The following is a 13547-nucleotide window of genomic DNA, read 5'->3' as shown; positions in this document are numbered from 1 at the left end:
TTGGTCATTTAGAAAGGGCAAATGGCTAAATGGGTGCATTTGAGGAATTACGGGTTAAAAGACCATCTTCCATTTCTACAATGCGATCGGCTATGTCTAAAATGCGGTTGTCGTGTGTCACTAATAAGATAGTAGTTCCCTGATTTTTGGCCAGACTCTGCATTATTTCCACAACATCGCGTCCTGATTGTTTGTCTAATGCTGCTGTTGGTTCGTCTGCTAGCACCAGTGGGGGACGATTCACTAAGGCGCGAGCGATCGCAATTCTTTGTTTCTGTCCACCAGAAAGATTATCTGGGTAGTAATCAACTCGTTCTTCTAAACCAACAGACCCCAGCATGGCTTTTGATTTAGCCATTGCTTCTGTTTGAGAAATATTATCATTCAACTCTACCGCCATCTGCACATTTTGCTTCGCAGTCAAGAACCCTAGTAAATTGTGAGCTTGAAAAATATAACCGATGTTGCGTCGCATTTGTACCAGTTTGTTTTGACTAACACCAACTAGTTCTTCACCTAAAAATTTTAAACTTCCCTCTTGTACAGACCGCAAGCCACCAATTAAGCTCAGTAATGTGGTTTTACCGGAACCTGATGGACCGGTCATAATTACAATTTCACCAGGATAAATTTCTAGGTTGATATCAAATAATATCTGTTTTCTTAATGCGCCTTTGCCATAGTAATGATTGAGATTCTTAATGGCAATTACAGGTTCTTTTTCGATCATGTTTTTATTAGCTGTAAGTTGGGGTTTTCAAAAATTAAGTTTTCTTAATTCTCAATTTTATAAGCTCTATCTATTAATTATTAATTTAAACTAATATTAAATTAATTAAAAGATATCTGCTGGATCTGCGGAACGTAATTTTCGGACTGCGATCGCACCGGAAATAATGCACATCAGCATAGTCAAAATTAATACCATTACGGCACGATCAAAACTCATAAAAACTGGTAAAAGTGTTGCATCTCTAGCACTCTGATACATAAATAAAGAAAAAACTATTCCAGGGAAGTATCCTAAAACGGCTAATAGCAAAGCCTCTTGAAGAATTACGGTTAATAAATAGTTTTGTGTATAGCCTATTGCTTTGAGAGTAGCGTATTCAGCTAAGTGATCTGCAACTTCGGTATAAAGAATCTGATAAACAATCACAGTTCCTACAATGAAACCCATGACAGTCCCTAATGTAAAAATAAATCCAATAGCTGTACTGTTTGCCCAATAATTCCGCTCAAAATCAATAAATTCCTGCTTGGTTAAAACATTTACCTCTTTAGGTAAATATTGTCGTAGTTCTTGAGCAACAACTTGAGCATCTGCTCCCGGTTTTAATCTAATCAACCCAATATCAATTAATCCTTTTTGACGATTACTAAATATTCGTAGAAAATTAATATCACTCGTAATTAAATTACCATCTGCACCGAATGATGCACCTAATGTAAATAGTCCCTCTACTTTAATTCGCCGCCTTCGTACCTCTGCTGTTACAGTCTTTCCTTGGCTAAAATTAGCAGCAATAGGCCCATACTCTATCCGAGAAGAACGGTCAAATAAAACTACATCCGGGAGTTTAAGTTTCTCTAAGTTCTCCTGAACCCCAGGTAAGTTAACTATATTAGTTTCTGGGTTCATTCCAAAAATTAGAATACTACGAGGACGACCTGTTATAGGATTTTTCCAGATTGTAAAGTCCAAATATATAGGATGTACTGATTGTACTGCGGGTAACTCTAAAGCTTTATATAAACGTCTTTGAGAAAAGCTCCTCATCGCCAAAACAGCGCTAGATTGACTATTAATTAAGACAATATCGCCTTGCAAGCTGTTATGAAATCGAACGTTACTATAATATAAGGCATCTCGGAAGCCGAGTTGCATAAACATTAAAATATCAGCAAAAGAAATTCCTGCTAAAGCCACAGCTAGGCGAGTTTTTTCCCTTGTCAGTTGTAGCCACGACAGAGGTATTTTTTGATTCATTTTATAGGTATCCAAGCACAGCTATTATTTACAGCAGAATTCAGAATTTAGTAGTCAGAAACCAGATGTAGCAAGTTTTAATACCTGGCTTTGAAGTTTAGGTTATTTACCTGACTTAATTACAAACTGCTGTAATTTATCAGGCATTGTTTATAGAATGTTTAAAGTTGATAAAACAGCCTAGCTAAGAACATCTCCAATTCAAAGTATCAAATCAGAAATTGGGATTACTGCTCATCCATAACTTAACTAGTTATTAATTTCAACAACCACTTTAGCGTAAGTTAAACCAGAAACTTTTTGACTATCTTCTGGAGGCAAAGCAATTTTAACTTCTACAACTCTGGCATCCACATCTGCTGCTGGATCTGTATTTAGCACGTCCTTTTTACCAATTTTTCTGCCAATTTCAGTGACAGTTCCCTTCAATTCACCGCTAAATGCTCCATTATCGCTGCTGATAGTGGCATTTTGACCAATTTGCACTTTACCAATGCTGTCTTCGGCTACTTCAGCAATCACATACATTTGGCTAGTTTGGCCAATTTCAGCAATACCATTTGCACCAATGGCTTCGCCTGATTTGGTATAAACTTTTAAAATCTCTCCAGCAATTGGTGCTTGAACGTAGCTTAACCTTAGTTGTGCTTCGGCTTTTCTGACATTTGCGATCGCATTACTAACTTGAGCTTGCGCTACTTGCACATCGGTAGGACTAACATCTAAAATTCTGCTTAGTTTGGCCTTTTCTTCCTCAATTTGTCTTTGCAAAGTTGCTAAAGTTTTGTCACGATTAACTTTCGCTTCGATTAGCTGCTGTTGCAATGTTGCTAAATTTTGTATTTGGTTAGCTCTAGCCTCGGCAAGTTGCTGTCGTATGGTTGCTAACGTCTGCTTTAGGGTAGCTTGGCTTTCGGCCACCTGTTGATTAGAAGTTACTGCACTCAAGCGTCTGCGATCGCGCTCTTGCTGAGAAATCGCACCTTCTCGGTATAAAAAATCATAGCGTCCGGCATCGACTTGGGCATTGCGCTGTTCGGCTCGGATACGTGTAAGCGTTGCTCTGAGAGCTTCTCTTTGCCCACTGAGTTCAGCTTCTAAACGATTCACAGTTGCTTGCTGAACAAGTTTATCCCCACTTAACTGAGCTGCAATCCGGGCGATCGTTGCTTGTTGAGCATCCCTTTCCCCAACAAACTGCGCTTGTAGGCGAGCAACAACTGCTCTTTGAGCTTGAATATCTCTTGGAGATCCAGCCCTAACTTGCGCTAAATTCGCACGGGCTTCTTGCACTTTGGCTTTAGCCTCTTCTAGTCCGGCTATTTGGGTATCGCGGTTGTCCAAAATTGCCAAAATTTGGCCTTGCTTTACTTGTTCACCCTCTCTCACAAGAAGTTGCTGAATTCGTGACGATGGCGATAATCCTGATGATGGGGCGGACAATTTAACAACCTCGCCTCGCGGTTCCAAACGCCCTACAGCACTAATGCTATTGGTAGATGGCATTACGGGTACAGATGTAGTGAGTTTTCTCAGCTGCTCGATTTTAGCTGTACCTAGTATCCCAGCCGCGATTACTATTGGCACAGCTACAGCGATACCCCACCAAATCTTAGGTTGTTCTTGATTAAGTGCCTGCTCACTTGGCTTTGGCTTTTCAGTCACCCTTGACATAGTATGTTGCCCGTTTACCTGAATTGTGCTGATGGAAGTAAAAATAAAAGGGTTTTTAATCAACAGCCAGCTGCTTAGGACAAACAACAGTGCTTTAAAGCTGGGTATGGCTTAAAATCCATTGCGTGATGAACGCTCAACACTATGGTTTTGCAAAATGGTGTTTTCTAATAGCGATGTCTGACGACAAGACGCTGACGCTCCTTCTCTGCGAGACGCTACGCGAACGTCGCTACCGCTTCGCTAATGCGTCTACGCTTGTACCCTACGGGTAGCAATACTTGTCGGGCTTTGGGGGAAAGGGACTTTATATATCGAGCCTTCCACTCCTTTTCCCCTTAACGAAGCAGTATTGCTAGGGGTAGCCGCTATGCGTCTATGTATGCAATACATTGACCTCACTTCCATTCTTCTTGCCTTTTAGGAGAGAAGAATGGAAGCTTGCTTACTTGGGGTTAGGTCTGTATTGAAACCGAGAAGCGCTATAGTAGCTGGCTATTCAATAACTCTGAGTATTATTGAGACATGAGTGTAATGGAAATTAGCAGAATCAAATCTAGATATAGAGACGCGATATATCATGTCTCTACACAAAATCCCAAAATGGTATGATGCGATACTGTACTGCTACATCAACTACGGCTACATTTGTCCCAAAATTGACAAAAATAGACTGTTGCCTTGTTTGGATACAATCTTGCTACAAAAGTTAGTCTTCCTTAAGTGAATGAATGATTAACTAACTAAAAAATATCTATCAACTTGAGCATTCCTAACATCAGAGTTTCCTTAACTTTCTGGTCAATGAGTTAGCTGTCTCTAGTTGCTTGCACCTGCCAAGACAACCAACCATTTTGTGATATTTGCTTCAAAGACCTGACTACTCTCCCTGTTGGCGTTTTGGGACTCCATTAAACTCTCGTTGAATGAATTCTACATTTATCTGTGACGTGAAAACGTAACAGAGCCTACAGATGAGGAGATGAGGGAATGATTAAGTTGGAAGGTCGAATAAAACTGTGGTCATATAATTTTCTGCCCAAACTGGACCAAAGGCTTTTTCTAGTACACGGCGGGTTTTATCGTTTTGCTGCTGTTTGGTGCAGTAGTTGTGTTGTCCGGCAAGGTTTTGTGTGACTTGTTCGACTGAAACAGGATGTGAGGCGATCGCTTGCATACAATGAATGTCTAAAAATTCTCGCACACGCGACAGAAACATTGCTTCTTCTTCTGGGGAACCGGGGCGCACAAAGATGCAAAAATCCGAAAAAATATTTCCCCATTCTGGTAATTCACGGGGTTGGGAAAAGTTAAGCACTGGTAGCTGTGCCAGTGCAATAGTATAAGATTCGGGTAAGGTGCGCTCTAATTGGATAGGGGAAAGGTCTGCGATCGCTGCACTAATTTGACCTCTACCCCCAACTAAATCGCAACCAAACATCGGCAGGTTGTATTCTGGACGGGGAAACATGACGCAGTGCAAAATATCCAGCATATTTCCGATTTTTGCCAGTTCCAAGTGCATTTTGCGAAACTGGGGCGTTTGATAGCAGCGATTTTCAATCGTCAGTTTTTCGCCTTCTAGTCTACCTTCCACATACCCCAACTCATCAGGCAAATGGTAGGGCGATAGATCCAGGTGCTGATGCCAAGCTGCCTCAATACAATCAGCTAGCTGACGAATTAGGGGATGTTGTTGCTCACGCAGCGAGGGCATAGAAGTAAATGACATAAGCTAGTTGGGAATGCGAATCTAATGCCCAGTCTACAACCTGTCGTGCCACACCTGTGTGGTCTGCAATATAAGCAAACAGTTCCCCACAGCCAACGTAAAGTTATACGACAGATGCTTTTCACAAAGATTATTTATTTTGTAGTCTAGGTTACAGAAATAATTTTAGATTAGCCCATTTGTGAAGGCTAATAGAAAGCTATGAAACTAGATTCTCATAGACCAGATTTTGCTGTGCAACCAAGAAGGCAGAATCTGGAGGATTTAAATTGGGTAAAACTTTTGCAACTTCCTAACCCCTTTAGTTTTGACGAAGCACTTTTATTATGTCCGGTTTCAGCAGATGAGTGGCTAGCCTGGATTCCAGATCATGGGGAGGCGATACTGAATATCAGACATTTTTGCTACTAAGTATTTTATACAGGTTTATTACTTTGATGTTTGAAAATATACTGGAGCGGCAAGGCTAAAATGTTGCAAAAAAATTGTAGGTTGGGGAGCCACTGCGTTGCGCGGGTTTCCCGCGTTGTAGCAAGTGGCGTTGGAGGCTTTGCGTAACCCAACATTCTGATATATGTTGGGTTGCGCTCCATTTCACCCAACCTACTGGTCTGTCTCATTAATTCTGAAGGGTTATAAAAGTTCGTAGTAAGGACTTTAGTCCTTGATTTGAGCGATAAATCGCTCACTACAAACCTAGCAAAATTAATGCGATAGCCCACTACTAGCGTGACATGCTTAAAATGTTGGGTTTAAAAAACTCACAAAAATCAAAATCTAATCATTAACAGAATTACTCAACCCAATAAATTAAGCTTGCCGCGCTACTACGTCTAATACACTATTTTAGTCTTGCCACGCCACTACAATACCTCATTTTTTTCATGAATCAAATCGGATTCCTATTAGGATTATCTCAGTGATAACTATGTGAAAAACCTTTCCTAATTAAATCGAATGATACAGCTTGGTACAGATAATTGCCGAAAAATTCCAACTTATCTGGTGAATTGATTTACAACAGATGTACTCTGAATACGCCATTTACCTCGTTCTCTAATCAAGTCATACCGAACTCTCAATTTATCGTTAGAAGAGTTTTTAAACTGACCATTTTCATATAACTGCGTCACTTCATTGACCGTAGCTTCTACTGCGGCCCGATCTGCAAATAAACCAATTTTCTCAACCGATTCTATCTTCAAACTATGGTCGAACTTGCGGTAGCGATTGTCTAACCTATTCTGTTGAGCAATCAACCGCCATTGAGATAAAGCTGAACCAGTTAAAATTTGCTCTAAATTATTAATCTCATGATTTGGACCTAAAGCTGTGGCTTTGGTAGATAACCAAGTGTTAATAACTTGTTCTGCCTCTGCATTTGTTAAAAGGCCTTCTGCTAATTCTGGTTGTCTATTTGGATCGGGAATAGTTACCGGTGGTTGGTTTATTTGTACAAACAACTGTAGATCACGCTGAGGAGGTTGAGGAAAAAACAGATTTTTTAACCATCCAAAAGTTGTTGTGGCTAATACCCAAAAAACTAATATGCTCACCAAAGAAATAAACACTCTCCATACCAGCCGTGTTTTCCCTTCTATGGTGTTCGCAAAAGTTCGCCGCCGTCGGGGACGACGAGAATGAGGACGATTATCTGGTACACGCTCTCGGATAGCAGATGGAGTGGGTTTTCTCCGCCTACGCTTTTGGTTATGACCAGATACAGCACTCTTACCTGAACCGTTCAAATGCTGATTAGTGCCTCTACTCATCCGTTCAGCAGCAGGAACGTCTGATTTTACACTTCCCGATGAACTCCACATAGGTGGTGAGAAGTTTGGATATTCGGGTGTTTCTTTTGTTGGTGTTTCTGGTAAATCGGGGTTAGGTATTTTGCTGTGATTAAATTGTGCTGAAGTCTTAGTTGAATTGTTATGAAAATGAGTATTCTTTGCCTTGGCTTGGGGAAAATACTGGGGGTTAATTACAGCCCATTCATTAGTTGTTTCGGCATCAGTTGGCAGTGCTTCTAAATAAGCTTGTACCTGTTGGTTAGCAAAATAATCTTTTAAAAAAGCTTGCTGGTTTGCTAAATCTCGAAAATGGGGAAAGACTTCGTGTTGTAGCCACTGTTCTGCATATAGACAAAGCCCTGGTAACAAATCTGGAGAGTCCTGAGATTTTTCCCGAATAAAAGCTAAAGCTTCGTACTCCTGACTAAGTTCTAAAACCCGAGTTGCTTCTTCAGTTTGTCCCAATAGTAAGGCACATAGCGACTGTTCTAAATGTACATCTTGGCGCTTGCCCAGACGCACAAGCATTTGTCTTGCTTGACGAATTAAAGCAGGTTGCCGTTGGGCAAATCCTCGCGCTATCAAGGCATAAACAGCTAAGTAAGTGGCAACAGCAGAATTGCGTTTGCTTTGGGCTTCAAATAACTTGTGCTGTTCTGCGACTGTTAAGTGGTTGCGTAACTGCTGAATAAATCGTAGAAAGTCATCTATGTTTAAACCAGAGTCATCATTATTCGTGCCATCAATGCCGCCACGATCTTCTAAGAGATTTTGCAATAATTCCAAGCCTTGGCTGCGTTCGGCAGTTTTTTCTTGAGGTAATGCGAGCAACTCCAAAATTCGATATGGCCGCAATTTGTAAAGATCAGCCTGAATTTCTGCCTGAATACTAGAGAACAAACCTTCCCGTACTAGCAGTTCTTGACCAGTTTCTAGGGATATAGCGGCATTTTCGTAGTGACCTTGCTGCCACTGTTCCCGACCTAATTCTAGGCAGGCAAGAGCAACAGTGAGAACAACATCTGGGTGTTCAGCACTTTCATAAATTTCTTCGTCTGCTAAGTTATTGCTCTTTCTTGCACTTGTAGCACTATTTTTATTTACCAGGTACGGACGACCTAGTTTCAGTACAAGTTCGTATTCCCCCAACTCTTGCAAAATTAATAAAGCGCCAACTAATTCGTCTTGGGTAATTTCGATACCAAGACTCTGGGTATCACTACCCCTTTTGGTGCTTTCTGTACGATTTTCCTGTGCTACTGCGGCAGCAGCAAGGTTATCAGGATCATAGGCGTGGGCAAGATAAAGCTGATCGTAGGTACTGCGTTGTTTTGGATCTGATAAAACCACGTAAGCTTCTTCTATGAGTTGTTTACGAGAAGAAATTGCTGCCTGAGAATACTCACGTCGTGGCAATTGTACAATGCGATCGCTGTATGCCTGTCGCAATTGTTCTTCACTTGCCGCTAACGGTAGTCCTAAAATTCGGTAGTAATCTAGCGGAATTCGCACAGCCTACTTCCCCTGCACCGTGATCAACATAATTCACCTAGAGCTTTCCAGGCCTGTAAAACCGTGCCATAAAAATGCCGTATAGAATTTACTCTACAAGTGTATATTGCAACAACTCATTTTGTAACTTCCCGAAATTTTGAGTCACATTCTAGTACTAATTTTTTGCTTTCGCCTAGAAAGCCTCAATTGTTTGTCTTAATTCTTAGTATTTTTGTTTAACACGACTATTATCAGCCTTCGATACCACAAACCACAACTACCGCTTTTAATCACGGCATAAATGTTGTGGTTGCAAGAATCTATTGATAATTGATTTTTTGGGACTTTCCCAGTATGGAAGTAACAAAAATACTACTATTGGGGATTGACCCTGATAACAGGAGAACAAAGATAATATCATAATTAACTTTTAATTACAATTACCTATTTGGGTATATGGACTTTTGCTTCATTTTTTCTAAATTGTTAATGGATATGCAGAAAGCGGTCTATCTTGATTGCTAGTCTATGAAGGGGAATAGTGAGAGAGAAAAACCCAAAGCGATATATATTGTCGTTAGAGTTAAATCCTCACGGGGTATAGGCTGAAAAGTTAAAAATCAAAAATTAAAAATTCAGCTATTCCCTAAGACCCTTTTTTGGTGCATAAATAAAGTTTGATTGTTGAGTCTGACAAACGCTAGCCTGTTAAAAGCCGAGGTGTTATCAGACCAACTTATTTAAGACCGTAACTTTAAGTTGTACAACAGGGATACTCAAAAATAATGGTTCAAGAGCGTACTTTACCCACATTTAATCCTGCTACTACGCAAATTACTAAAGAAGAAGGGTTATGGTTGTATGAGGATATGGTTTTAGGGCGCTTGTTTGAAGACAAGTGCGCTGAAATGTATTACAGGGGCAAAATGTTTGGTTTTGTCCATTTGTACAACGGTCAAGAAGCTGTTTGTACAGGTGTTGTACAGTCAATGCGACCGGGTGAAGATTACGTTTGTAGTACTTACCGCGACCACGTTCATGCTCTGAGTGCGGGAGTACCAGCAAGAGAGGTAATGGCAGAATTATTTGGCAAAGCCACAGGTTGCAGCAAAGGGCGCGGTGGTTCAATGCACATGTTTTCTGCCGAACATCGTTTGCTGGGTGGCTATGCTTTTGTGGCTGAGGGAATTCCTGTAGCAGCTGGAGCGGCTTTTCAAAGCAAATACCGCCGCGAAGTACTAGGAGATAAAAATGCTGACCAAGTGACAGCTTGCTTTTTTGGCGACGGTGCAGCTAACAATGGTCAGTTTTTCGAGACGCTAAATATGGCAGCCCTATGGAAACTGCCAATTCTTTTTGTAGTCGAAAATAATAAGTGGGCCATTGGGATGTCTCACGAACGAGCCACTTCTCAGCCAGAGATTTATAAAAAAGCTAGTGCATTTAACATGGTGGGCGTGGAAGTAGATGGCATGGATGTTCTAGCAGTCCGAGCCGTCGCTCAAGAAGCCGTCGCCCGTGCCCGTGCAGGTGAAGGCCCAACATTAATTGAGGCGCTTACCTACCGCTTCCGTGGTCACTCCTTGGCTGACCCAGATGAAATGAGGAGCAAAGCTGAGAAAGAATTTTGGTTTGCCCGTGACCCAATTAAGAAGCTGGCTGCTTATTTGTTGGAGCAAAATCTAGCGAATGAGGCAGAAATCAAAGCTATTGATCGTAAAATTCAGGATGTAATCGACGAGGCAGTTAAATTCGCCGAAAACAGCCCCGAACCAGACCCCAGCGAGTTATATCGTTTCGTGTTTGCAGAAGACGAATAAACAGTGCTGAGTTATGAGTGCTGAGTGCTGAGTACTTTTTATTTTGCTCAGGACTCAGCACTATGTACTCAGTACTACACCTTACTCAGGACTAAAATTTGTGTTTAGCATTGCAGTTCAACAGCAACAGTACAAGACGTACATTCTTTCTGATGAAGCCGCTGGTTCTCAATTGGAAGTCGTACCTGAACGCGGTGGTATCATCACTCGTTGGCGCATTCAAGGACAAGAAATTTTCTACTTAGACACTGAACGCTTTACTCATCCTGATTTGAGTGTCAGAGGTGGGAACCCAATTTTGTTTCCTATTTGTGGCAATCTCCCAGATAATACTTACATCCACAACTGGCAAAAATATACTCTCAAACAACACGGTTTTGCCCGTGAATTGCCGTGGAAAGTAACAGAACAGGAAACTGGAGATAAAGCTAGTCTCACTGTTGTTCTTGATAGCAATGAGCAAACTAAGGCAGTTTATCCTTTTGATTTTCAACTGGCTTTCACCTACGAACTTCAAGGTAATACCCTAGAAGTCCGCCAGCAGTATAAAAACTTATCATCCACACCAATGCCCTTTTCGGCTGGTTTCCATCCCTACTTTTTATGTGGTGATAAAACTCAGCTAGAGGTTGAAATTCCTTCAAAGCAGTATCAAGACAATCAAACTAAGGAATTTCACTCTTTTGATGGCAATTTTGACTTTAGCCGTGACGAAATTGATTTTGCCTTTGGACAGCTAACAAGTAAATCAGCCACTGCGATAGATCGTAGCCGGAAGTTAAAACTCACCTTGGATTATGATGATTTCTCTACCTGGCTGGTATTTTGGACAGTCAAGGGCAAAGAATTCTACTGTCTAGAACCGTGGAGTGCCACCCGTAACTCTCTCAATACTGGTGATAACCTGACTGTGTTAGCACCAGGAGCTAGCCACACAGCATCTGTAAGGTTGACGGCTAATTTTTTCTAAACCCCTTTACAAATCTACAGATGTATATGCTATGATTGCAAAGTTGCGAAATGCAGCGAAAGGGTCGCTAACTCAACGGTAGAGTACTCGGCTTTTAACCGATTAGTTCCGGGTTCGAATCCCGGGCGACCCATATAAGGGTTTAAGTAACACTCGCCTTTGCTTTTGATATAAAAAGCAGAGGCGAGTTTTATTATTAGGAAATTTGTTAGGACTAACGCAAATAATAGCCGAAACCCTAATTTTAAGTTATGGCAATACCCTGCGGGAAGCCGCTTTGTGTCTACATGAATTGCCCCTACAACGTTTGGTTTTGCATAAGTCCTATTTGCGAATCCGATCGCTCTAGAGAACAAAAATTTTCGGTTAAGCGATCGCTATCTTACCGAAGGAAGTGCGATCGCCCATTATAAAATCTGTTAGTTAGCAGATGTGTGAATTTGGTCATTTGCCCGCGCTTTGGGGCTTTTTATTAAATTCAAATTTCACATCGGTGAGTTTTTCTGATACTTCCCATAGTTTTTTAGCGATCGCTTGGTCTTTGGATAACTCGTTTGATTCGACTTTTATTGGATAGCCGCGTATCTCCATAAACCCATTGGGGCCGAAATATTCCGCGCCTTTTAAGCCTGCTTCGATTGCTGCCCGCAGAGTTGGTAATGCGCCCATCGTGATGTCTTGAGCAAGGATGCCGTTGAGATATTTCACAACGCCACCCGCAGTTCTCTGCAATTCGGTTGCTGTCCAGCCCGGATGCGAGGCGGTTACAAGTGTGTCGATACCGTTATCTTTTAGTTTTCGGTCGAGTTCGTAGGTAAAAAAGATGTTGGCAAGTTTGCTGTCGCCGTAAGCTTTCCATTTGGCATAACTTCTCTTTTCCCAATTCAAATCATCGAAATCTATTTTGCCTATACTATGTGCGCCGCTCGAAACATTGACAATTCGTGAGCCTTCGGTGTCGATCAAACGTTCCAAAAGCTGTCCTGTCAAAGCAAAATGTCCAAGATGATTAGTGCCGAACTGCAATTCAAAACCGTCCGTAGTTTTTGAATATGGCGGAATCATCACACCCGCATTATTAATCAGCAAATCCAGACGCACATAATTTTTCTGAAAGTTTTCAGCAAAATTTTTAACTGATGCTAAATTCGCCAAATCAAGTTCCATCACCTTGACATCGGCATCTTGATTCTGTTGAAGAATTTTTGCCAATGCCTTGTTTCCTTTGTCCAAATTGCGAACCGCAATGATTACAGACGCTTGTTTATTAGCTAAAACCCGCGCCGTCTCATAACCGATGCCGCTGCTCGAACCCGTTACAATCGCTACTCTTCCTTTTTGACTCAGAATATTTTCCGCGTTCCATTTTTCATTTTTCATTTTATTTACTCCGGCTTAATTAATCGAACGTTCGTTTAATTAACTCTCAAAAAAAGAATTAATTCGTTACTGCATCCCACGCAATTTTATAGGCGGTTTCTAACATTTTTTCATCCAAAATCAAAACACCACTAAAATGCTCTTTTATCAATCCAGTCAGAGGCGCAAAGGTAAAAGCGGTAAAAATTTCCAGAGAAATATCCTTAAAAACTTTCTCCTCTTTACCGCGATTGAACAAATCTAACATTGGCTGGAAATAACTCGAACTTTCATCTTTGCAAATGCGTTCAACCATCGGGGAATTAGCAAATTGCTCCGTAAAAGCAAATCTGACCGGATTTTTAATTGCATATTGATAATAATTATTCCAGACAATTTTAAAGGCTTTCTCCACCGATAGGTGCTGGTTGACACCTTTCAAAATTTCTGCACTCATTTCCTGCTTCACGAATAAATATATTTTATTGAGAAGATTTTCCTTGTTTTCAAAATAGACATATATTGTCGCGGGCGAAACATTCGCGGTTTTTGCAATTTTCGACATCGAAGTATCAGCAAAACCATTTGCAGTAATCAGTTCGATTGCCGCATCACAGATTGCTTGATTTTTTTTGTCGTCTTTGTGCCTCATAAATTCTATAATAAACGAACATTCGGTTATCGTCTAGTGAATAATTTTGATGATAGCGATACC

At 41.0% G+C, this 13547-nt stretch carries 10 protein-coding genes and 1 tRNA gene; 4 read left to right on the top strand and 7 right to left on the bottom strand.

The window, feature by feature from the left end:
• Positions 1-25 precede the first annotated feature (25 nt).
• The 4 genes from FD724_RS15300 to FD724_RS15285 all read right to left on the bottom strand — a co-directional run bounded on the left by FD724_RS15300 (position 26) and on the right by FD724_RS15285 (position 5396).
• The gene (locus FD724_RS15300; protein ID WP_012411823.1) at positions 26-730 is read right to left on the bottom strand and encodes a DevA family ABC transporter ATP-binding protein; all 705 of its coding nucleotides are present in this window, start codon (positions 728-730) and stop codon (positions 26-28) included.
• Positions 731-835: 105 nt separating this feature from the next.
• Complete coding sequence (gene devC / locus FD724_RS15295) at positions 836-1990, bottom strand: ABC transporter permease DevC (RefSeq protein WP_179073218.1); 1155 nt, start codon at positions 1988-1990, stop codon at positions 836-838.
• Positions 1991-2239: 249 nt separating this feature from the next.
• Positions 2240-3664, bottom strand: coding sequence for an HlyD family efflux transporter periplasmic adaptor subunit (locus FD724_RS15290; RefSeq protein WP_163934252.1), 1425 nt, complete (start codon positions 3662-3664; stop codon positions 2240-2242).
• Between the two features lie 994 nt (positions 3665-4658).
• Positions 4659-5396 carry a phycocyanobilin:ferredoxin oxidoreductase gene (locus FD724_RS15285; protein WP_179073217.1) on the bottom strand — a complete coding sequence of 246 codons (738 nt, stop codon included), beginning with the start codon at positions 5394-5396 and terminating at the stop codon, positions 4659-4661.
• 201 nt (positions 5397-5597) lie between these two features.
• Here FD724_RS15285 and FD724_RS15280 point away from each other — a divergent pair, with 201 nt between their 5' ends.
• The gene (locus FD724_RS15280) at positions 5598-5807 is read left to right on the top strand and encodes a hypothetical protein (RefSeq protein WP_179073216.1); all 210 of its coding nucleotides are present in this window, start codon (positions 5598-5600) and stop codon (positions 5805-5807) included.
• A 587-nt stretch (positions 5808-6394) separates the two neighbouring features.
• On the opposite strand, the gene FD724_RS15275 is transcribed toward FD724_RS15280, so the two are convergent.
• A complete protein-coding gene (locus FD724_RS15275) occupies positions 6395-8701 on the bottom strand; it encodes an IMS domain-containing protein (RefSeq protein WP_179073215.1) in 2307 nt (768 codons plus the stop codon).
• Positions 8702-9468: 767 nt separating this feature from the next.
• Here FD724_RS15275 and pdhA point away from each other — a divergent pair.
• The 3 genes from pdhA (at position 9469) to FD724_RS15260 (ending at position 11606) form a co-directional block, all read left to right on the top strand.
• On the top strand, positions 9469-10503 hold the full coding sequence (gene pdhA / locus FD724_RS15270; RefSeq protein ID WP_114080372.1) for a pyruvate dehydrogenase (acetyl-transferring) E1 component subunit alpha: 1035 nt from the start codon (positions 9469-9471) through the stop codon (positions 10501-10503).
• 100 nt (positions 10504-10603) lie between these two features.
• On the top strand, positions 10604-11473 hold the full coding sequence (locus tag FD724_RS15265; protein ID WP_179073214.1) for an aldose epimerase: 870 nt from the start codon (positions 10604-10606) through the stop codon (positions 11471-11473).
• Positions 11474-11534: 61 nt separating this feature from the next.
• Positions 11535-11606, top strand: a tRNA-Lys gene (locus tag FD724_RS15260).
• Between the two features lie 311 nt (positions 11607-11917).
• Here the strand turns inward: FD724_RS15260 and FD724_RS15255 are convergent.
• Entirely contained in the window at positions 11918-12853 is a 936-nt protein-coding gene (locus FD724_RS15255) for an SDR family NAD(P)-dependent oxidoreductase (RefSeq protein WP_179073213.1), read from the bottom strand.
• Between the two features lie 58 nt (positions 12854-12911).
• On the bottom strand, positions 12912-13484 hold the full coding sequence (locus FD724_RS15250; protein WP_179073212.1) for a TetR/AcrR family transcriptional regulator: 573 nt from the start codon (positions 13482-13484) through the stop codon (positions 12912-12914).
• Between the last annotated feature and the right edge of the window lie 63 nt (positions 13485-13547).

This window comes from Nostoc sp. C057, from assembly GCF_013393925.1.
GTDB lineage: Bacteria > Cyanobacteriota > Cyanobacteriia > Cyanobacteriales > Nostocaceae > Nostoc > Nostoc muscorum_A.
The sequence above is the reverse complement of the archived record's forward strand: the minus strand, read 5'-3'. Positions and strand labels throughout refer to the sequence as shown.

What these genes read in the sequence shown, in the direction of transcription:
- FD724_RS15300 (WP_012411823.1), bottom strand. Translation starts at nt 730, where the DNA reads ATGATCGAAAAAGAACCTGTAATTGCCATTAAGAATCTCAATCATTAC.
- devC (WP_179073218.1), bottom strand. Translation starts at nt 1,990, where the DNA reads ATGAATCAAAAAATACCTCTGTCGTGGCTACAACTGACAAGGGAAAAA.
- FD724_RS15290 (WP_163934252.1), bottom strand. Translation starts at nt 3,664, where the DNA reads ATGTCAAGGGTGACTGAAAAGCCAAAGCCAAGTGAGCAGGCACTTAAT.
- FD724_RS15285 (WP_179073217.1), bottom strand. Translation starts at nt 5,396, where the DNA reads ATGTCATTTACTTCTATGCCCTCGCTGCGTGAGCAACAACATCCCCTA.
- FD724_RS15280 (WP_179073216.1), top strand. Translation starts at nt 5,598, where the DNA reads ATGAAACTAGATTCTCATAGACCAGATTTTGCTGTGCAACCAAGAAGG.
- pdhA (WP_114080372.1), top strand. Translation starts at nt 9,469, where the DNA reads ATGGTTCAAGAGCGTACTTTACCCACATTTAATCCTGCTACTACGCAA.
- FD724_RS15255 (WP_179073213.1), bottom strand. Translation starts at nt 12,853, where the DNA reads ATGAAAAATGAAAAATGGAACGCGGAAAATATTCTGAGTCAAAAAGGA.
- FD724_RS15250 (WP_179073212.1), bottom strand. Translation starts at nt 13,484, where the DNA reads ATGAGGCACAAAGACGACAAAAAAAATCAAGCAATCTGTGATGCGGCA.